The sequence below is a fragment of the Pseudomonadales bacterium genome, from assembly GCA_024234165.1.
Taxonomy (GTDB): Bacteria; Pseudomonadota; Gammaproteobacteria; order Pseudomonadales; family UBA5518; genus UBA5518.
Genome location: JACKOP010000001.1, coordinates 362,681 through 382,684, shown reverse-complemented (window position 1 = coordinate 382,684; position 20,004 = coordinate 362,681). Strand labels below are relative to the sequence as shown.

Annotated in this window: 16 protein-coding genes; 11 read left to right on the top strand and 5 right to left on the bottom strand. The window is 63.7% G+C overall.

Translation table 11 applies throughout. The features are described from left to right. The first annotated feature begins 41 nt into the window (after positions 1 to 41). Entirely contained in the window at positions 42 to 2,309 is a 2,268-nt protein-coding gene (gene clpA / locus H7A12_01580) for an ATP-dependent Clp protease ATP-binding subunit ClpA (protein ID MCP5319520.1), read from the top strand. A gap of 25 nt (positions 2,310 to 2,334) precedes the next feature. Here clpA and infA read toward each other — a convergent pair whose 3' ends face one another. The 4 genes from infA to trxB all read right to left on the bottom strand — a co-directional run bounded on the left by infA (position 2,335) and on the right by trxB (position 5,043). Beyond that, a complete protein-coding gene (infA, locus tag H7A12_01575; GenBank protein ID MCP5319519.1) occupies positions 2,335 to 2,553 on the bottom strand; it encodes a translation initiation factor IF-1 in 219 nt (72 codons plus the stop codon). Between the two features lie 104 nt (positions 2,554 to 2,657). Beyond that, positions 2,658 to 3,365 carry an arginyltransferase gene (locus H7A12_01570; protein MCP5319518.1) on the bottom strand — a complete coding sequence of 236 codons (708 nt, stop codon included), beginning with the start codon at positions 3,363 to 3,365 and terminating at the stop codon, positions 2,658 to 2,660. After that, entirely contained in the window at positions 3,362 to 4,078 is a 717-nt protein-coding gene (locus tag H7A12_01565; GenBank protein ID MCP5319517.1) for a leucyl/phenylalanyl-tRNA--protein transferase, read from the bottom strand. Before H7A12_01565 ends, H7A12_01570 begins: the two co-directional genes overlap by 4 nt. Before the next feature lie 14 nt (positions 4,079 to 4,092). Beyond that, entirely contained in the window at positions 4,093 to 5,043 is a 951-nt protein-coding gene (gene trxB / locus H7A12_01560; GenBank protein ID MCP5319516.1) for a thioredoxin-disulfide reductase, read from the bottom strand. Between the two features lie 254 nt (positions 5,044 to 5,297). Here trxB and H7A12_01555 point away from each other — a divergent pair, with 254 nt between their 5' ends. The 8 genes from H7A12_01555 to gorA all read left to right on the top strand — a co-directional run bounded on the left by H7A12_01555 (position 5,298) and on the right by gorA (position 14,719). Then, positions 5,298 to 7,694: a DNA translocase FtsK 4TM domain-containing protein gene (locus H7A12_01555; GenBank protein MCP5319515.1), complete on the top strand. Its 2,397-nt coding sequence runs from the start codon at positions 5,298 to 5,300 to the stop codon at positions 7,692 to 7,694. Between the two features lie 20 nt (positions 7,695 to 7,714). Next, the gene (gene lolA / locus H7A12_01550) at positions 7,715 to 8,338 is read left to right on the top strand and encodes an outer membrane lipoprotein chaperone LolA (protein ID MCP5319514.1); all 624 of its coding nucleotides are present in this window, start codon (positions 7,715 to 7,717) and stop codon (positions 8,336 to 8,338) included. Continuing rightward, positions 8,331 to 9,677, top strand: coding sequence for a replication-associated recombination protein A (locus tag H7A12_01545; protein ID MCP5319513.1), 1,347 nt, complete (start codon positions 8,331 to 8,333; stop codon positions 9,675 to 9,677). The genes lolA and H7A12_01545 overlap by 8 nt, the downstream gene beginning before the upstream one ends. Further along, entirely contained in the window at positions 9,599 to 10,069 is a 471-nt protein-coding gene (gene crcB / locus H7A12_01540) for a fluoride efflux transporter CrcB (protein ID MCP5319512.1), read from the top strand. Before H7A12_01545 ends, crcB begins: the two co-directional genes overlap by 79 nt. Positions 10,070 to 10,079: 10 nt before the next feature. Further along, on the top strand, positions 10,080 to 11,375 hold the full coding sequence (gene serS / locus H7A12_01535) for a serine--tRNA ligase (GenBank protein MCP5319511.1): 1,296 nt from the start codon (positions 10,080 to 10,082) through the stop codon (positions 11,373 to 11,375). An 8-nt stretch (positions 11,376 to 11,383) separates the two neighbouring features. Beyond that, a complete protein-coding gene (cobA, locus tag H7A12_01530; GenBank protein MCP5319510.1) occupies positions 11,384 to 12,832 on the top strand; it encodes a uroporphyrinogen-III C-methyltransferase in 1,449 nt (482 codons plus the stop codon). 260 nt (positions 12,833 to 13,092) lie between these two features. Beyond that, positions 13,093 to 13,335: a hypothetical protein gene (locus tag H7A12_01525; protein MCP5319509.1), complete on the top strand. Its 243-nt coding sequence runs from the start codon at positions 13,093 to 13,095 to the stop codon at positions 13,333 to 13,335. Between the two features lie 28 nt (positions 13,336 to 13,363). Then, complete coding sequence (gene gorA / locus H7A12_01520) at positions 13,364 to 14,719, top strand: glutathione-disulfide reductase (GenBank protein MCP5319508.1); 1,356 nt, start codon at positions 13,364 to 13,366, stop codon at positions 14,717 to 14,719. 18 nt (positions 14,720 to 14,737) lie between these two features. Here gorA and H7A12_01515 read toward each other — a convergent pair whose 3' ends face one another. Beyond that, complete coding sequence (locus H7A12_01515) at positions 14,738 to 16,876, bottom strand: carboxy terminal-processing peptidase (GenBank protein ID MCP5319507.1); 2,139 nt, start codon at positions 16,874 to 16,876, stop codon at positions 14,738 to 14,740. Positions 16,877 to 17,128: 252 nt separating this feature from the next. Between H7A12_01515 and H7A12_01510 the strand changes: the two genes are divergently transcribed. Both H7A12_01510 and H7A12_01505 read left to right on the top strand, forming a co-directional pair. Continuing rightward, positions 17,129 to 18,796, top strand: coding sequence for a 2,3-bisphosphoglycerate-independent phosphoglycerate mutase (locus H7A12_01510; GenBank protein ID MCP5319506.1), 1,668 nt, complete (start codon positions 17,129 to 17,131; stop codon positions 18,794 to 18,796). Positions 18,797 to 18,951: 155 nt separating this feature from the next. Further along, positions 18,952 to 19,944, top strand: coding sequence for an IS5 family transposase (locus H7A12_01505; protein ID MCP5319505.1), 993 nt, complete (start codon positions 18,952 to 18,954; stop codon positions 19,942 to 19,944). Positions 19,945 to 20,004: the final 60 nt, after the last annotated feature.

Sequence of the window (20,004 nt, the reverse complement as noted above, 5' to 3'; positions counted from 1 at the left end):
TGCTGCAAGTCAGGCTGTCGTTACCGCCGGAGGTTCGTTCAATGCTGAGCAAGGACCTGGAATCCAATCTGAACGCCGCGTTCCGGGACGCGCGCACGCGTCGGCACGAGTTCATCACGGTTGAGCATCTGTTGCTGGCGCTGCTCGATGACGAGGCAGCGGTGCGGGTGTTGCGCGCCTGCGGAGCGGACCTCCAGCGGCTGCGGCGGGAGCTCGCGGATTTCGTCCAGACGAACACCCCGGTGATCCCTGAGGGCGACCTTGAACGGGAAACCGAACCGACGCTCGGTTTTCAGCGAGTGCTGCAGCGCGCCGTGTTTCACGTGCAATCGTCGGGCCGCAGCGAGGTGAGTGGTGCAAATGTCCTGGTGGCGTTGTACAGCGAACAGGAGAGTCAGGCGGTATACCTGCTGCGCAAGCAGAATATCGCACGCATCGACGTGGTGAATTTCATTACTCACGGGATATCCCGCGTCGGGGACAGCCCGCGGCCGGGCGGCAGCGGCGGAGAGGGCAGTGAAGAGGAGCAGCAGGTACAGGACGGGGAAGGCAGCCCGCTGCAGACCTTCGCGGCCAACCTCAATGAGGAAGCCCGTGCCGGGCGCATCGATCCGCTGGTAGGCCGGGCGGCAGAGCTCGAACGCGTCACCCAGATCCTCGCCCGCCGGCGCAAGAACAATCCATTGCTGGTAGGCGAGTCCGGCGTCGGCAAGACGGCGATTGCCGAGGGGCTGGCGCGGCGTATCGTCGAAGGCGATGTACCCGATGTGCTGCGCCACGGAGTCGTGTATTCGCTCGACCTGGGATCGTTGCTGGCCGGAACGAAATACCGCGGTGATTTCGAGAAGCGTTTCAAGGGTCTGCTGGCGGAACTGCGCAAGAAGAAGCACGCGATCCTGTTCATCGACGAGATTCACACGATCATTGGTGCGGGCGCTGCTTCCGGCGGTGTGATGGATGCATCGAATCTGTTGAAGCCTCTGCTCGGATCGGGCGAGATCCGCTGCATCGGTTCGACGACGTTCCAGGAGTACCGCGGCATATTCGACAAGGATAGGGCGCTCAGTCGTCGCTTTCAGAAGGTGGATGTAGGCGAACCGAGCGTTGCGGAAACGGTCGAGATCCTGAAGGGGTTGCGTTCGCGCTTCGAGACGCACTTCGGTCTGCGTTACAGCACGCGCGCCTTGCATGCTGCCGCAGAACTGGCAAGTCGCTATATCACGGACCGTTTCCTGCCGGACAAGGCGATCGACGTGATCGACGAGGCTGGGGCCTTCCAGCGGCTGCAGCCGGAGTCGAAGCGCCGCAAGGTGATTGGTGTGAAGGAGATCGAGGAGATCGTCGCGAAGATTGCACGGATTCCTCCACGCAGCGTTTCGGCGTCGGACAAGGAGTCGCTGCGCAGCCTCGATGCCGATCTCAAGGCGGTGGTGTTCGGTCAGGACGCGGCGATGGACGCGCTGGCAACGGCGATCAAGCTGGCACGGGCCGGGCTGAAGGCCACTGAGAGGCCGATCGGCTGTTTCCTGTTCGCCGGACCCACCGGGGTCGGAAAGACCGAGGCGAGCCGCCAGCTCGCCAGGACGCTTGGGCTCGAATTGATCCGCTTCGACATGTCCGAGTACATGGAGCGGCACACCGTCTCGCGGCTGATCGGTGCGCCGCCCGGCTACGTCGGCTTTGACCAGGGCGGGCTGCTGACCGATGCGGTGACCAAACACCCGCACAGCGTGTTGCTGCTCGATGAGATCGAGAAAGCCCATCCCGAGGTATTCAATCTGTTGCTACAGGTGATGGATCACGGAACGCTGACGGACAACAACGGGCGCAAGGCGGATTTTCGCAACACCGTGCTGATCATGACGACCAACGCCGGCGCCGAAATGCTGAGCCGGCGTTCGATCGGTTTCACCGAACAGGACACCAGCAGCGATGGTCTGGAGGCGGTAAGGCGGATGTTCACGCCGGAGTTCCGCAACCGGCTCGACACGATCATCCAGTTCGCACCGCTGGTACCGGAAGTGGTGAGGTCCGTGGTACGCAAGTTTCTCGACGAACTGCAGACCCAGCTCGCCGGGCGCAAGGTGCGGATCGAGGTCGACGACGCGGCCGAGGAGTGGCTCGTGGCTCGCGGTTACGATGAGAAGATGGGGGCGCGACCGATGGCGCGCGTCATCCAGGAGCATATCAAGAAGCCGCTTGCCGAAATCCTGCTGTTCGGCGAGCTCGAGCACCGTCCTGGAACCGTGCGCGTGAGTGTCGGTGAAGATGGACTCGGGTTGGCGTTGCAGGTCGAACCACCCGGCTGAAGGCACCGGGTCTACGCACCGGTGATCAGCGCTCGCGAAAGGTAATGCGTCCCTTGGTGAGGTCGTATGGAGTCAATTCGACCTTGACTTTGTCGCCGGTCAGGATGCGGATGTAGTGCTTGCGCATCTTGCCACTGATGTGCGCCGTCACGACATGCCCGTTCTCCAGGCGCACGCGAAACGTCGTGTTCGGCAGGGTGTCGACCACCTCGCCGTCCATTTCCAGAACGTCTTCCTTCGCCATCCTTAATCTCTCGGTGAAACTGGGCGCGCATTCTGCCCTATCGTAGCGTTGATGCAAAGCGGCCGGAATGCGTATCGCCATGGGGGAGGAGTGCGGCGCTGGTCCTATTCCACGGGGATCCACTGTCCGTTCACCAGCAGTTCGATCGGACGAAAGCGCGTCTTGTAGCTCATCTTGCGGCAATCGCGGATCCAGTAGCCGAGGTAGACTGCCGCCAGTCCAAGCTGTCGCGCACGCGCAATCTGCCACAGGATCACGTAACTGCCGAGGCTGCGACGGTGTTCGTCCGGATCGTAGTAGGTGTAAATCGCCGACAACCCGTTGTCGAGGCGATCGAGCACGGTGACGGCCAGCAGGTATCCGGCGCTGCGAAACTCGACGAAGCTGGTGCAGCCCCATTCGCGGGTCAGGAACGCTTCGTACTGCGCCCGATCGGGAGGGTGCATGTCGCCGTCGCTGTGGCGGGCCTGAATGTAGCGACTGTAGAGGCTGAAGTGGGTGTCGGAGTCAATCGACGTGACGGTGTGCGCTTCGATGTCGGTATTGCGTGCGAGCACGCGACGCTGGTTGCGGTCGGGGTTGAAATTGGCGACCGGCACGCGCGCCGGGATACAGGCGGTACAGCTTCCACAGTGGGGGCGGTACAGATGAGGCCCACTGCGGCGGAAACCGATGCTGGAAAGCTGGCTGTAGATATGGGTATCGATCGGTGTGGCAGGGTCCACGAACAGCGTCGTTGCCAGCTCACCCTCGAGGTAGCTGCAGTCATGCGGGTAAGTGGCGAACACCCGGATGTTCGCCAGCAGGTTCACCGGATTACCCATGGCTCCCCGTGGTCCTCCCAGTCGAGGCGCCATGCTCCCGTGCGCCCCGTTGCGTCGACATTTGCAGCCAATATATCGCGAAATCGTGGGCGTGCGATGCTGCGGGCACCGAGGCGACGCAGGTGCGGCGTGTCCTGCTGGCAGTCGATCAGCGTGAACTTCCACGCCCGCAACTGAGTCGCAAGGTGCGCCAGCGCAACTTTCGACGCATCGTCGGCACGGCTGAACATCGACTCACCGAAGAAGATCCGCCCGATGGCGATGCCGTAAAGACCGCCGACCAGTTCTCCATCCCGCCAGGCTTCAAACGAATGCGCGTGACCGCGCCGATGCAGTTCACAGTAGGCTGCGCGCATCGCGCTGCCGATCCAGGTCCCCGAAGCGCCTCGACGCGGCGCAGCACAGTTGTCGATCACCCGCGCAAAACAGCGATCGACGCTCACCGTGTAGACGCGTCGACGCAGCGTGCGGCGCAAGCTCGCGGAGACGTGCAGTTCGGCCGGGATTAGTACGGTGCGCGGGTCTGGCGACCACCACAGGATCGGCTGCGGTTCCTCGTACCAGGGAAAGATGCCTCGCCGATACGCTGCGAGCAGGCGCTCCGGGCTCAGATCACCGCCGGCAGCCAACAGGCCGGGCGGGTCCGTGAGCGCACATTCGAGCGGCGGAAACGCCTCGACGTCGGCTCCCAGCCAGACGATTCCGGACACGATTGTCAGTTTGCGTCGAGGTATTTCTCTGCATCGAGCGCGGCCATGCAGCCGAACCCTGCCGAGGTGATCGCCTGGCGGTACACCTGGTCACAGACGTCGCCGGCCGCAAACACGCCTGCGACGCTGGTCGTCGTGGCGCCGCCGTCCTGGCCGCTGCGTATGCGGATATAGCCATCGCGCATCTCGAGCTGGTCGTTGAATATGGCTGTGTTCGGAGTGTGGCCGATGGCGATGAATACGCCGTCGAGACCGATCTCGCGGGTTGCGCCGTCGGCGGTGCTGCGGATGCGCATGCCGGTGACACCGCTCGCGTCGCCCAGCACCTCGTCGAGCGTGCTGTTCCACAGCAGTTCGACCTTGCCCTGGGCTGCACGCTCCAGCAGGCGGTGCTGCAGGATCTTTTCCGAGCGCAAGGCGTCGCGACGGTGCACGAGGTAGACGTGCGAGGCGATGTTGGACAGGTACAGGGCTTCCTCGACGGCAGTGTTGCCGCCACCGATCACTGCCACTGGCTTGCCGCGGTAGAAGAAGCCGTCGCAGGTGGCGCATGCGCTCACACCGCGACCCATGAACGCGTGTTCCGAGGGCAGTCCCAGATAACGGGCCGACGCGCCGGTGGCGATGATCAGTGCGTCGCAACTGTAGGTTGCCGCATCCCCGTGCAGCACGAACGGACGCTGCCGGAGATCAGCGTGCACAATGTGGTCGCTGATCACGCTTGCCTCGAAACGCTGCACGTGTTCGAGCATTGCAGCCATCAGTTCGGGACCCTGCAGGTGTGCGTGGCCCCCGGGCCAGTTCTCGACCTCGGTGGTCGTCATCAGTTGGCCACCCTGCTGGATCCCCGTGATCAGCGCCGGTGTCAGATTGGCACGCGCAGCGTAGACCGCAGCGGTGTAGCCGGCCGGCCCGGAGCCGAGGATGATCAGGCGATGGTGGACGGGCTGGCTCATGTGCGTGGGTCCTCGGCTGGGGTGGTGGAAGCCCCCGGCGGCTCCGGATTCGGGGCGGGAGACGGATTTGTGCCTATACTACAGCGTGATTTCCGCTCTGGCGGCGGGGGCGCAGTCTATCCCCGATCATCACGATTTCACAGAATGGCCACCCGGTGCGGGGTGGCAGTGCAGAGGATGAAGGAAAGTTGGTAAGGACCAGAGGCGCTTCTGCGGTGGCCGAGCGAACACTGCCGCCGATCCTGCAGCAGGGTATGCGCGAGGGTCTGGTGATCGGCTGGAGCGTGCTGGCCGGGTTCCTGCTGCTGGCGCTAGGCACGTACAGCGTCGGTGATCCGGGCTGGTCGAGTACGGGTAATGGCTCGATGATCAGTAACGCCGGCGGACGTACGGGTGCCTGGATCGCTGACGTGCTGTTGTCGCTGTTCGGCTATGCGGCGTACGGCTTCCCGCTGCTGTTCGGTTTTCGTGCCTGGGTCGCGATGCGTGAGCGACAGGTGCCGTTCGTGCTCGACTGGCTGCTGGTTTCGATCCGCGCGGTCAGTTTCGTGCTGGTGCTGTCGTCGGCAACCATACTGCTGGCGATGCAGGGCAGTACGACCTCGCTTTTGCCGTTCGGCATCGGCGGCATGCTGGGTGAGACCCTGTCACAGGTGGGGCAGCAGGCATTCGGACTCACAGGCGCGCGCCTGCTGGTGCTGGCCGTGTTGCTGTTCGGCGTGACGCGCTTCACCGACCTCTCATGGTCACGCGTGTTCGAGGAAACAGGCAGGCTCACCCTGGACGGCTTGCGACGCATGGGCACATTGGTCGGGACGATCGGGCATTGGCGTAGCGCGAAGCTCACGGCAGGGACGTGGCGGTGGGGACGGCGTGATGCGGACGGACAGTCGGACGCTGCACAATCGGCGCACACGCCGGTGGTGCGTGAGCTGACCGTGGACGAGCTGGATGAGCCGGCGTCGAAGCGCGGGCGGGCACGGCGTGAACCGGTGCTCGATGGGCAGGATGACGCGGGTGCACAGCCACCGGCGGCGCGTGTGGTGCCCGAGATCCGCTTGCCGGTGCCCCGCAAGGAGGACCGGAGCGAGCGTGTGCAGCGCGAGCGCCAGGGTGCGTTGTTCGCCGCGACGGGGGCACACCTGCCTGCACTGGATTTGCTCGACATGGCCGATCGCAGCAAGCAGCGCGGTTATTCCACCGAAGCGCTGGAGGCGATGTCGCGACTGCTCGAGGTGAAGTTGCGCGACTTCGGCGTCGAGGCCGCCGTGGTCTCGGTGTTGCCGGGTCCGGTGATCACTCGCTTCGAAATCCAGCCGGCGCCTGGAGTCAAGGTCAGTCGCATCAGCAACCTCGTGAAGGATCTGGCCCGTTCGCTGGCAGTGATCAGCGTGCGGGTGGTCGAGGTGATCCCCGGCAAGTCGGTCGTTGGCGTCGAGATTCCGAACGAAGACCGGGAGACCGTGCTGCTCGGCGACGTGCTTGCGTCGCGCGCCTACGAGATGTCGCGCTCGCCGCTTACCCTCGCCCTTGGCTACGACATCGCGGGTGAGCCGATGGTGGTCGACCTCGCGCGCATGCCGCACCTGCTGGTGGCGGGAACCACCGGCTCCGGCAAGTCCGTGGGCGTGAACGCGATGTTGCTGAGCCTGCTCTACAAGTCCACCCCCAGTGATGTGCGGCTGATCCTCGTCGATCCGAAGATGCTCGAGCTGTCGGTCTACGAAGGCATACCGCATCTGCTGACGCCCGTCATCACGGACATGAAGGACGCGGCCAACGGCTTGCGCTGGTGCGTGGCGGAGATGGAGCGTCGCTACCGCCTGATGGCTGCGATGGGCGTGCGCAACCTCGCAGGCTTCAACCGCAAGATCCAGGATGCGATCGACGCGGGTGAACCGATCAGCGATCCGTTCTGGACACCGGACCCGATGGTCTTCGTGACCGAGGAAGAACAACTGGCAACTCCGCCGACGCTGGAGCCGCTGCCGGCAATCGTGGTGGTCATCGACGAATTCGCCGACATGATGATGATCGTCGGCAAGAAGGTCGAAGAGCTGATCGCACGCATCGCACAGAAGGCGCGTGCCGCTGGCATCCACCTGATCCTTGCGACCCAGAGACCGTCGGTCGACGTGATTACCGGACTGATCAAGGCCAACATCCCGACCCGCATGGCGTTCCAGGTTTCATCGAAGATCGACTCGCGCACCATCCTGGACCAGGGCGGAGCAGAGCAGTTGCTGGGGCACGGGGACATGCTGTACCTGCCGCCCGGCAGCGGGGTGCCGATCCGTGTGCACGGAGCCTTTGTCTCGGATGCGGAAGTGCACCGTGTGGTTGCCGATCTGCGTGCACACTCGGAACCGAACTACATCGAGGGAATTCTCGAGGAGACTGCCGCATCGCCGTTGGCGCTGTTGCCCGGTGAGGCGAGCGAGGATCCGGAAAGCGACGGACTCTACGACGAGGCGGTGCGCTTCGTGACCGAGAGTCGCAAGGCCTCCATTTCGGCGGTTCAGCGCAAGCTGCGGATCGGCTACAATCGCGCCGCCCGCATGATCGAGGCGATGGAAGCCGCGGGGGTGGTCAGTGCCATGAACAGCAACGGCAGTCGCGAAGTTCTGGCCCCGCCGCCGCCCGCTCACTGACACCGTTGCAGAGTGTTCCCGTGTCACGATTTGCCGCCGTTGCAGCGCTGGTGCTGCTGTGCTCCGCCGCGTTCGCCGATGCGGGTGCCGCCACGCGTCTGGGCGCCCTCCTTGGAGGCATGCGCCGTGTCGAGGCAGATTTCGTCCAGCGCCTGTTCGACGAGAGCGGCGCCGAGATCCAGCAAAGCAGTGGTCATGTGCTGATCGTGCATCCGGGGCGCTTCCGCTGGGAAACGCGTGAGCCGTTCGAACAGCTGGTGGTCAGCGATGGCGCGACGGTGTGGCAGTACGATCCAGACCTTGCGCAGGTGATCGTACGGCCACTCGATCGGCGGGCGGATCAGGTGCCGTCGCTGTTGTTGAGCGGTGATATTGCGGCAGTCGAAGCACAGTTCGAGATTCGCAACGTGCCCTCACCAGACGGCAATGAAGACTTCGAACTGGATGCACGTGATTCTGCGGGCATGTTCTCGCGACTCGACGTCAGATTCGCCGCCGGCGTGCTGCGCCGGCTGTCGATTGCAGACGGCCTGGGGCAGCGTACCGAGATGGAATTTTCGGGTGTGGTTCCGCTTGGAGAAGTCGCACCGGATACGTTCCGCTTTATGACGCCTCCCGGGGTCGACGAGCTGCACGATGAGTGAGGTCGCCGACGCGCCGTACGTGCCGCTTGCGGCGCGCATGCGCCCGCGCCGACCCGAGGACTTCTTCGGTCAGGAACACCTGCTGGGTCCGGACAAGCCGATCAGCAAGGCGATCGACTCGGGCCACGTGCACTCGATGATCCTCTGGGGGCCTCCAGGCGTTGGCAAGACGTCGCTGGCACGGCTGCTGGCGGAAACCACCGGTGCGCATTTCCAGACGTTGTCGGCGGTGCTTGCCGGAGTGAAGGAAATTCGCGCTGCGATCGACGCAGCACGCGCCGAGCGCAGTGCAGCCGGGCGGCGCAGCATCCTGTTCGTCGACGAAGTGCACCGTTTCAACAAGACCCAGCAGGACGCCTTCCTGCCGTTCGTCGAGGACGGCACCGTGATCTTCATCGGTGCCACCACCGAAAATCCATCGTTCGAGCTCAACGGTGCATTGCTTTCACGAACGCGCGTTTATCGGCTGCGCGCGATGGACGATGAGTCGATCTCGCGCATGTTGGCACACGCGCTGAGCGTGGACGAACAACTGCTGGCACGTGTACCGCTTATCGACGCGACGTCGCTTGCGCGCATTGCACGCGCTGCCGATGGCGACGCCCGGCGTGCGCTGAACCTGCTCGAGATTGCGGTGGATCTGGCCGTCGACAACGTGATCGACGACGCCGTTCTGCGCGAGGTGCTGGGTGGTGATCCACGACGCTTCGACAAGGGCGGCGACATCTTCTACGACCAGATCTCGGCTCTGCACAAGGCGGTGCGTGGCGGGTCTCCCGATGCCGCGCTGTACTGGCTGGCACGCATGCTCGATGGCGGTTGTGACCCGCTCTACATCGCCCGGCGCGTGGTGCGCATGGCGACCGAGGACATCGGTAACGCCGATCCGCGCGGGCTGTCGATCGCGCTCGCGGCGTGGGATACACAGGAGCGGCTCGGCAGTCCGGAAGGCGAGCTCGCGATCGCCCAGGCGTTGGCGTATCTGGCCTGTGCACCCAAGAGCAATGCGGTCTATACGGCGTTTGCCGCGGCGCGGGCCGATGTGCGCGAGCTGCCGGGTCACGAGGTGCCGCTGCATCTGCGCAATGCGCCGACGCGCCTGATGAAGGAAATGGGGTTCGGAGCCGAATACCGCTACGCGCATGACGAGCCGGACGCTTATGCTGCGGGAGAGAATTATTTCCCGCCGGAACTCGCCGAGCGGCGGTATTACCATCCGGTCGCACGCGGGCTGGAGAAGCAGATCGGTGACAAGCTCGCATGGCAACGCGAGCGCGATGCGCTCAGTTCGCACCAGCGTTACACGCGTGCAGTGCGTGGTTCGGGGCGCGGGCAGTGACCGATCTGTTGCGCAACCTGTTCTTCGTTGCATTGGGCGGTATGTTCGGTGCGCTGGCGCGCTTTGGCGTCGGGCAGTGGTTGAGTTCGTTGCGTGCAGCACATTTTCCGTTCGCCACGCTCGTGATCAACGTCAGTGGCTCGCTGCTGATGGGGTTGATCTATGTGGCGATCGCCGAGCGTGCCGTGCTGCACCCGGACTGGCGCAGCATCCTGATGGTCGGTTTCCTTGGCTCGTACACCACGTTCTCGACGTTCTCGCTCGAGACGGTGACGCTGCTCGAACAGGGGCTTCCGGTTCAGGCGTTCGCCAACGTCGGGCTGAGTGTGCTGCTGTGCATCGCTGGCACATGGGCAGGTATCGGTGTAGGGCGGCTGCTGTGGCCTGCATGAGGGGTTGTCGATGATCGATGTGAAGGTTCTGCGTCAGGATGCGGAGGCGGTCGCGCGTGAACTGGCACGCAAGCGCTTCGTGCTGGATGTGGCCGCGTACTGCGCACTCGAGGAGCGGCGCAAGGGCTGCGACGTGGAGTCGCAACGCCTGCAGAATGCACGCCGGCAGGCATCGAAACGGATCGGGGAACTGGTGCGCGAGGGCGTCCCGGTCGAGGAGGCGCGGGCACGGGCAGGCGCCGAGCTGGAGGATATCAATCGTGCGCTCGAGAGCCTGCTCGAGGAGACCGAAGTGGTCCACGCCGAACTCGATGCCTTTCTCGCAGCGATCCCGAACCTCCCGGCACCCGATGTCCCCGACGGTGCGGGCGAGGAGGACAACGTCGAGGTCTCCCGGTGGGGCGAGCCGCGCGTGTTCGATTTCCCGGTGCGTGATCACGTCGATCTGGGTGCGCGCAGATCGCTGATGGATTTCGACGCTGGCGCGCGGCTCACCGGTTCGCGCTTCGTGGTGCTGCGCGGCGAGCTTGCCCGTCTGCACCGTGCGCTGATCCAGTTCATGCTCGATCTGCACACCGGCAGCCACGGCTATGAGGAGCTGAATGTCCCGTACATGGTGAATGCCGATGCGCTGTTCGGTACCGGACAACTGCCGAAGTTTGCCGAAGACCTGTTCCGCCTTGGGACCGACGAGGGGTACTACCTGATCCCGACCGCAGAAGTTCCGGTAACGAACCTGGCACGTGACGCGATCGACGAGGAGCCGCAGGCCATGCCACGCCGCTACGTGTGTCATACCCCGTGTTTTCGCAGCGAGGCAGGCAGTTATGGGCGGGATCAGCGTGGCATGATCCGTCAGCATCAGTTCGAAAAGGTCGAGCTGGTGCAACTGGTGCGTCCCGGGCAGGCAGAGGCGGCACTCGAAGAGCTCACCGGCCACGCCGAGGCCGTGCTGCGTGCCCTGGAGTTGCCGTACCGCAAGATCGTGCTGTGTGGCGGGGACATGGGTTTTGCAGCGTGCAAGACCTACGATCTCGAAGTCTGGCTGCCGGGGCAGGGCAAGTACCGTGAGATCTCCTCGTGCAGCAACATGGGAGCCTTTCAGGCGCGACGCATGAAGGCACGCTGGCGCAACCCGGAAACCGGCAAACCCGAACTGCTGCACACGTTGAATGGCTCGGGACTTGCGGTGGGCCGTACCCTGGTCGCAATTCTCGAGAACAACCAGAACGCCGATGGCAGCGTGAACGTTCCGACGGCGCTGCGGCCGTGGCTGAGTGGTGTCACACACATTCTGGGAAACTGATCCGCACGATGGACTATCTGCCGGTTTATCTGGATCTGCGCGGACGCGATGCGCTGCTGGTCGGGGGTGGCCGGATCGCGTTGCGCAAGGCCGAACTGCTGAGCGCAGCAGGTGCGCGGCTGCGGGTGGTTGCACCGCAGATCATCGATGAACTCGTACACCTCACCGCCCGGACAGCGGGAAAGTGTGAGCACGCAGAGTTCACGCCAGCACATCTGGACGGTGTCGTGCTCGTGATCGCGACCACCGGGGTGCCTGCGGTCGACGCGGAGGTGCACCGCGAAGCGCTCGCGCGCTCGGTTCCCGTCAACGTGGCGGACCGGCGGGAACTCTGCACGTTCATATTGCCGGCCGTGGTCGATCGCTCACCGGTGATCGTGGCGTTTTCCACCGGCGGGCACGCACCGGTGCTTGCACGTAGCCTGCGAGAGCGCCTCGAAACGATGCTGCCCGCACGCCTGGGGCGACTTGCTGAATTCCTCGGTGCACGGCGTGTCTGGTTGCGTGAGCGGGTGCCCGACGCGACCGTGCGTCGACGGACCTGGGAGCGCCTGGTGCACGGAGCGGTGGCGGAGCGGGTGCTTGCCGGTAACGAGACCGAGGCTGCGCGGTTGCTCGAGGAAGAAGTTCTTGCCGGGAATCCGACGGCGCAGGGCGAGGTCTACCTCGTCGGCGCCGGGCCCGGTGATCCTGATCTGCTGAGTTTTCGTGCGCTGCGGCTGATGCAGCAGGCCGATATCGTGTTCCACGATCGCCTGGTCAGTGCGGAGATACTGGCATTGGTGCGCCGCGAGGCCGAGCGGGTATACGTCGGCAAAACCCGCGGTGAGCACGCGGTCGCACAACCGCGAATCAACGAGCTGCTGGTGAGGCACGCCCGCAGCGGCAAGCGTGTGCTGCGGCTCAAGGGGGGGGATCCGTTCATCTTCGGGCGTGGCGGAGAGGAAATCGAACATCTGGCGGATGCCGGTATCCCGTTCCAGGTCGTGCCCGGGATCACGGCCGCTTCCGGTTGCGCCGCCTATGCCGGGATTCCGTTGACGCACCGTGATCACGCGCAGTCGGTGCGTTTCGTGACGGGTCACCTGCGTGACGGTGGTCTGGATCTGGACTGGGCGGAACTCGCGCGTCCACGCCAGACGCTGGTGTTCTACATGGGGTTGCTCGGCTTGCCGTTGATCTGCGAACAACTGGTTGCGCACGGTATGCCCGCCGAGACCCCATTGGCACTGATCCAGCAGGGCACGACTCCGGCACAGCGGGTGCTGGTGTCGACGCTGTGCGAGATGCCGCGCGCATTGATCGGGGCTGGCATGCGCGCACCGACATTGACGATCGTTGGCACCGTCGTGAGCTTGCATGAGCGCTTGCAGTGGTTTCAGCGGGTGTCGCAAGAACGCCCGATCGTCGATGCCGGCAGCACGCGACGATGCCTTCACCCCGGTGGGACACCGTAAATGCATCCCTGCAGGCTCGAGCGCCGCATCCCTGCGACGCACGTCCCCCGATGTGAAGGCATCACCACGTTTTTCGTGGCGTTTTGCGACCGCCTCTTCAGCCCAGCAAAGACGCCGAAAATAGTTTGTGTAGTTTATGAAAAAACACATTCAATGCATTGAAAATCAATTGAAAACTCGATCAATGAAGAATTTACCTCAAGTTTTGGATTCCGCAGCCGATACCGGATTGACCCGCCACTGTTCGAGGGAGGCCGGTCATGCCAATCGATACCCCCCGCATTCAGCCGGTAGTCACACCGCCCGCGGTAGCACTCGACGACGAATTACGTGTGCGTCGTGGTGCGGCAGCCACGGCGCCGAAATCGGAACCGGGCGCTCCATCCGTGGAGCGTCGTGTGCAGCCGGAGCGACGCCAGCGGCGCGAAGGGCGCCGGGATGTACTCGAGTTGCGAGCCCGCCGGGATCGGCGCGCTGCCTCACGTCTGGATCTGGACGCCTGACGCGTTCGTGCGCGAAGTCGAGGCGCTGATGGAGCGTTTCGATGTCGATCTGTTCGTGATCGGGGCCGGCTCCGGTGGTGTGCGCGCTGCGCGGACTGCTGCGGGACTCGGCGCCAGGGTGGCAATCGCCGAGATGGGCCGCATTGGTGGCACCTGCGTCAATGTCGGCTGCATTCCCAAGAAGCTGTTCGTATATGCAGCCGCGTGCAGCGAGGAGTTCCGGGATGCTCGTGGTTTTGGCTGGAGTGTGGAAAGTCCCGCATTCGACTGGGCGGTGCTGCGTGACGCGGTAAGCCGGGAGGTCCAACGCCTGAACGGCGTCTACCGCAACCTGTTGCAGGCACGCGGGGTCACGATCGTCGAGGACCGGGCACGGTTGCTCGATCCGCATACGGTGATGGCGGGCAATCGCCAGTGGCGTGCGCGCCACGTTCTCGTCGCGACCGGTGCGTGGCCATGGGTGCCGGAGATTCCCGGGCGGGAGCACCTGATCACCTCGAACGAATTCTTTTCGCTCGAGAGGCTGCCACAACGGGTGATCCTGATCGGTGGTGGCTACATCGCGGTCGAGTTCGCCGGCGTGCTGAACGCGCTGGGCGCCGAGACGACGCTGCTCTACCGCGGTCCGCTGTTCCTGCGGCATTTCGACCATGATCTGCGCGCGGTTCTTGCCGAGGAGATGCGCCTGCAGGGAGTCCGACTGGAATTCGATACCGACGTGACACGCGTGGAGCGCCACGGTGATGGCGTGTTGTGTGTCGTGAGTCGCGACGGCAGGCGTTTCGAGGGCGATGTGGTGCTGAGTGCTACCGGTCGCCGTCCGTTGACCCAGGATCTGGGGCTGGAGGAGTGCGGGGTACGGTTGCACGCCGACGGTGCGATCGCGGTCGATTCCCACTACTGCAGTTCGGTGCCCTCGGTGCATGCGCTGGGTGACGTGATCGGCGGTCCCGAACTGACACCGCTGGCGACTGCACAGGCGATGGCGCTGGTGTCGACGCTGTTCGCGGGTGAGGCGCGCAGCGTGAGTCTGGACAACTTGCCGACGGCGATCTTTTCGCGGCCGGAAGTCGCGACAGTGGGGCTCAGCGAGGAGCGCGCACGTGCGAGTCACGGTGCGGTGAAAGTGTTCGAGACACGCTTTCGTCCGCTGCGCAACACGCTGAGCGCCAACCCCGGACGCGTCTATATGAAGCTGGTGGTGGATGCAGACAGCGACCGCGTGCTGGGCGCACACATGGTCGGTCCCGAGGCAGGCGAGATCATCCAGGGGCTTGCGGTTGCGCTGCAGGCTGGAGCAACCAAGCGTGTCTTCGACGCCACGATCGGCATTCACCCCACCGCAGCGGAAGAGTTCGTGACGATGCGCGAACCGGCACGCTAGCCGCGTTTCGCAGACCTCTCAATTGGTCGTGGCGACGCGCTCGCCGAGACGGATCGCATCGAGCAGGATGCGACCCGACTCGGTCAGGAGCGGATCCGGGGTCGCGTGATCGGCCTGCTCCGTGCCGGCGTCCGAATCCGCAACGGTACCCGTATCCACCGATTCCGAACCAGAGTCTCCTGCTGTCGCCGTCATCTGGTCCGCTGATGCCAGCGGTGCAAGCCCCTTGGCGACCCGATGCTGGTTTTCGATCGCGAGTTCTGCCTGCTGGCGCTGTGTGCGTTCCGCCAGGCGTACCGATTCGTTGAGCGAAATGGTCTTGGCCGCCGCGTATTTGCGCTGCAGGTCGATCTCTTCACGCAGTTGCCGCAGATCGGGGTCGGTTTTGGCGCGGCCCTCGTGCCATTCACGCAACGTGGGCAGCAGCGAAGCGAAGGCCTGGTAGCTGCGATGGCGCACCGGATCTATCCGGTCCCACGGCAGTGCGTTATCGAGCGCGCTCTCGCCGACCTCGCTGGTGTCGTAGACCGACGGCAGTTCGATGTCGGGAACCACGCCACGATGCTGCGTGCTGTCGCCCGAGATGCGATAGAACTTCGATTCGGTGAGCTTGAGTTGACCATGATTCAGTGCGCTCAGTGATTGCACGGTACCCTTGCCGAAGGACGGGCTGCCAACGATCAGGCCACGCCCGTAATCCTGGATCGCACCGGCAAAGATCTCCGAGGCCGAGGCGCTCAGACGGTTGATCAGAACCAGCAGCGGACCGGTGTAATAGGCGCCATCCCGGAATTTCTGCTTGCGTTCGACACGCTCGTTGCTGTGACGGATCTGGACCGTGGGCCCGGATTCGATGAATAACCCGGTCAGCGCATGGGCTTCCTGCAGCGAGCCACCGCCGTTGTCGCGCAGATCGATCACGATTCCTTCGACGCCTCGTTGCTGAAGCTCCGCCAGCAGGCGTGCGACGTCGCGTGTGGTACTGCGGTAGTCCGGGTCGCCACGCTGCATTGCGTCGAAGTCGGCATAGAACGCGGGTACGTCGATCACACCGACCCGGTGCACCTTGTCGCCTGCCGGCAGCTCCAGCATGCGACTCTTTGCGGCCTGCTCTTCCAGCTTGACCTGTTCGCGCACGATCGCGATCGTGCGGTGCTCTTCGACAGCACCGGATCCGCGCAGGATCTCCAGTCGCACGGTGGTCCCTTTCTTGCCGCGGATCAGGTCCACGACGTCATCGAGGCGCCAGCCCACGACGTCGGTAAGGTCGCCGGATGTGTTCTGGCCTACGGCGATGATGCGGTCGGATGTCTTCAACTCGCCCTGGCGTGCAGCCGGCCCACCGGGCACCAGGCGCGCCACGCGCGTGTGCTCGTCGTCCTGCTGCAGCACTGCACCGATGCCTTCGAGCGACAGGCGCATGCTCATGTTGAAGTTTTCGGAGCTGCGCGGTGACAGGTAGTTCGTGTGCGGATCGAACAGCGCCGTGAACGAGTTCATGTAGAGCTGGTACACGTCGTCGCTGTTGACCTGCTGCATGCGTCGCAACTGGTCGCGATAGCGCTTCAGCAGCAGTTGTTCGATATCCTCCATTTTCTTGCCCGCAAGCTTCAGACCGAGCACGCTCGACTTGATCTGCTTGCGCCAGATCTCATCGGCTGCGTGCGCATCGGCAGGCCAGTCGAGCGCCTTGCGGTCGATGAGCAGGACCTCGTCAGTCGTGAAATCCAGCGTGCGGATCATCTGCGGCAGATCTGCTATCAACTGTGACAGGCGAGCGCGCAGGCGTTCGTCGTAACGGCTGTAAATGGCGAACCCTGCACCCGGGTCGCCGGCGAGGAGTTGATCGTCGAGTTGGTGGCGCAGACGACGGAATTCCTCGATATCGCTTGCGAGAAAGACGTTACGACCCGGATCGAGGTTGCGCAGGTAACTCTCGAGCAGGTGTTCGGACAATGCGTCGTCGATATTCACGCGCGCGTAGTGGTACCGACCCAGACGTTCGATGATGTCCAGTGTCGTCAGGCTCTGGGTGCGGTTGTAGCTCAGCGGCTGCGGTGCGGAAGTGGCTGCAGCGACCAGGGTCGGCAACAGCACGACGAGCAGGGCAATGAACCGGAGCAGCCTGGGGCAGGAAACGGTGCGCGGGTACTGCATGGCGTAAAGGCGATCGCCCTGTGGCGGTGACTTGAAGTTCATTATTACCCATAATCTCCGCGACTTACACGACCCGACGGCGTCCAGGCGATGTGAATTGTCTACCGGTTGGCACGGCGCAGGTACGGGTTTTGATCGAGTAATGGATCGGCACGGCCTGCGTTCAACATATGGTGCCGGCCGTGTCGGTCGACAATGCTGCGTGTCGGTTGAACGACAGGCGGCTTTCCACTGTGGAGCAAGGTTATACACATGCTGGCTAAATCGAAGCGGTTCGCAGGCGTCATGGGGCCGGTGGTGACCGTGGTCATGGACGGTGTCGGGGCACGTGCCGGGCGGATCGGAAATGCGGTTGCCGATGCGCATACGCCGACACTGGATCGGCTGTTCGCGAGCCATCCGCACATCGAGTTGAAGGCGCACGGTACCGCTGTCGGCATGCCGAGCGACGATGACATGGGCAATTCGGAGGTGGGCCATAACGCCCTTGGCTCGGGTCAGATCTATGCGCAGGGGGCAGCGCTGGTCAACGACGCCATTGCGAACGCCAGCCTGTTTTCCGGTGAGGCCTGGCGCGATGTCGTCGGCAACGTCAGTGCCAACGGTGGAGCGCTGCATTTCATCGGGTTGTTTTCCGACGGCAACGTGCACTCGCACATCGATCATCTGCGCGCATTGATCGTTGCGGCGCGTGCGGCTGGTGTCCGTCGTGTGCGCATACATGCGCTGCTCGACGGACGTGATGTACCGGCAACGTCGGCGCTGGAGTACATCGAATCCTTCGAGGCGTTCCTGGGTGGGCTGCGTGTGGATGGCTTCGATGCGTGTATCGCCAGTGGTGGCGGGCGCATGCATATCACGATGGATCGTTACGAGGCGGACTGGGAAATGGTGGCGCGCGGCTGGGAGACGCATGTGCATGGGAGGGGAAGGCGCTTCTCCAGTGCCGCTGCGGCCGTGGCGGCGTTTCGTGCCGAGCGACCCGGCATCGGTGACCAGGACCTGCCGGCGTTCGTGATCGACGCCAACGGAGAACCGGTCGGGCCGATCAACGATGGCGACTCGGTGGTGTTCTTCAATTTCCGCGGGGATCGGGCCATCGAGATCACGCGCGCGTTCACCGAGGAGAATTTCACGAAATTCGCGCGCGGTCGTACTCCTCGCGTGTGTTATGCCGGCATGCTGCAGTACGACGGTGACTTGCAGATCCCGCGCCGCTTCCTGGTAGCGCCGCCGGCGATCCGCGACACCATGGGTGAGCATCTCAGCACCGCCGGAATCACCCAGTTCGCGATCTCCGAAACGCAGAAATTCGGTCATGTGACGTATTTCTGGAACGGTAACCGCAGCGGGCGCTTCGATGAAAGCCTCGAGCGCTGGCTGGAGATCCCGTCGGATCGTGTGCCGTTCGAGGAGCGTCCATGGATGAAGGCAGCCGAGATCACCGATGCGCTGATCGAAGAATTGAAGACCGGGCGCCACCGGGCGGTGCGTGTCAACTACGCCAACGGCGATATGGTCGGTCATACCGGTCATTACTGGGCGGCGGTGATGGCTGTGGAGGCGGTTGATCTGGCGCTGTCGCGCTTGCTGCCGGTGATCGATGCGCTCGGAGGAGTGGCTCTGGTCACGGCTGATCATGGCAATGCGGATGAAATGTACGAAACCGATCGCAAGACCGGCGCACCGCTCTGCGACGCCGAGGGCAAGGTGCGCCCGAAGACCAGTCATACGCTGAGCCCGGTGCCGCTGGTTCTTTACGACAATGTGACCGGTGGACGCCTCGGGTTCGATATCGGCGCTGCAACCCGGATCGATGCGGTGCCGGGGCTGGCGAACGTTGCAGCCACTGCGGTGGAGCTGCTCGGCTTCGAAGCGCCGGGGGGGTGGCGACCGAGCCTGCTGAGTGTACGCCGCTGAATCCCCACCCCGCCGCGTGAGGACGCCGCATGCGGTGCGATGGCCTCGGTAGGTGTCGTGGCTTGTTGCGAGAGTCGCTGGGCAAGGTTAGGGAACCTCTGCAAAACCTCTGTAAAAACCTGGCTTGCATCCGCCTGGTATGAGACAGTCGAGGCATGAAACAGATGAGCCTTGCCCCCATGAGCGGTTTTGAGTTGAAGACGCGGCGCACGCGAAAGCGTGTGTTCCTGAGTGAGATGCAGCAGGTCGTGCCGTGGGCGGATCTGGTGGCAATCATTGCGCCGTATGCACCCACACCCGGCCCGAAAGGCGGGCGCCCGCCATTTGCAGTGGAAACGATGCTGCGCATCCACTTCCTGCAGCAGTGGTTCGGGTTGTCGGATCCGGCCATGGAAGAGGCGCTCTACGACGTGCCGCTGTACCGCGAGTTTGCTGGTCTGGATGTGGGAGTTGACCGCCTGCCTGATGAGAGCACCATTTTGCGTTTTCGGCATCTGCTCGAAGCGCACGGCTTGAGCACACGCCTCTTCGATCACATCAACACGCTTCTGGCGGAGCGCGGTTTGCTTCTCAAGGCGGGAACAGCTGTCGACGCCACGATCATCGCTGCCCCGTCCTCGACGAAAAACGATACGGGTACGCGCGACTCTGAGATGCACCAGACAAAGAAAGGAAACCAATGGTTCTTCGGCATGAAGGCGCACATTGGGGTGGATGCCGACTCGGGGCTGGTGCACACGGTGGTGACGACATCGGCCAACGCGCACGACGTCACGCAAGCACACGAACTGTTGCACGGTGAAGAAGAGGATGTCTTCGCTGATTCGGGCTACCGAGGCGTTGAAAAGCGCGAGGAGATCAAGGCGAATCGGCCACAGCCGAACTGGCACGTGGCGATGATGCCCGGCAAGCGCCGAGCGCTGGACAAGAATACCCCGCGCGGCAGTCTGGTCGATGCGTTGGAGCGGACCAAGGCGCGTATCCGGGCGAAGGTCGAGCATCCGTTTCGGGTGCTCAAGTGCCAGTTCGGATTCACCAAGGTGCGCTACAAGGGTCTGGCCAAGAACACAGCCAACCTGGCCACCCTCTTTGCGTTGGTCAATTTGTGGCTGGCGCGCAAACGAATTTTGCAGGCTTGCGGGGGATGAGTGTGCCCGCAGCACGGGCAAGAGCCCCGAAACGGGCTGAAAGTAGCTAAAAAACGGGCG

Coding starts and splice junctions, on each gene's coding strand:
- H7A12_01515 (MCP5319507.1), bottom strand. CDS start 16,876: ATGCAGTACCCGCGCACCGTTTCCTGCCCCAGGCTGCTCCGGTTCATT.
- cobA (MCP5319510.1), top strand. CDS start 11,384: ATGGACTATCTGCCGGTTTATCTGGATCTGCGCGGACGCGATGCGCTG.
- crcB (MCP5319512.1), top strand. CDS start 9,599: ATGGCAACGCGAGCGCGATGCGCTCAGTTCGCACCAGCGTTACACGCG.
- gorA (MCP5319508.1), top strand. CDS start 13,364: ATGGAGCGTTTCGATGTCGATCTGTTCGTGATCGGGGCCGGCTCCGGT.
- H7A12_01510 (MCP5319506.1), top strand. CDS start 17,129: ATGCTGGCTAAATCGAAGCGGTTCGCAGGCGTCATGGGGCCGGTGGTG.
- trxB (MCP5319516.1), bottom strand. CDS start 5,043: ATGAGCCAGCCCGTCCACCATCGCCTGATCATCCTCGGCTCCGGGCCG.
- H7A12_01545 (MCP5319513.1), top strand. CDS start 8,331: ATGAGTGAGGTCGCCGACGCGCCGTACGTGCCGCTTGCGGCGCGCATG.
- H7A12_01525 (MCP5319509.1), top strand. CDS start 13,093: ATGCCAATCGATACCCCCCGCATTCAGCCGGTAGTCACACCGCCCGCG.
- H7A12_01505 (MCP5319505.1), top strand. CDS start 18,952: ATGAAACAGATGAGCCTTGCCCCCATGAGCGGTTTTGAGTTGAAGACG.
- infA (MCP5319519.1), bottom strand. CDS start 2,553: ATGGCGAAGGAAGACGTTCTGGAAATGGACGGCGAGGTGGTCGACACC.
- H7A12_01555 (MCP5319515.1), top strand. CDS start 5,298: ATGCGCGAGGGTCTGGTGATCGGCTGGAGCGTGCTGGCCGGGTTCCTG.
- clpA (MCP5319520.1), top strand. CDS start 42: ATGCTGAGCAAGGACCTGGAATCCAATCTGAACGCCGCGTTCCGGGAC.
- serS (MCP5319511.1), top strand. CDS start 10,080: ATGATCGATGTGAAGGTTCTGCGTCAGGATGCGGAGGCGGTCGCGCGT.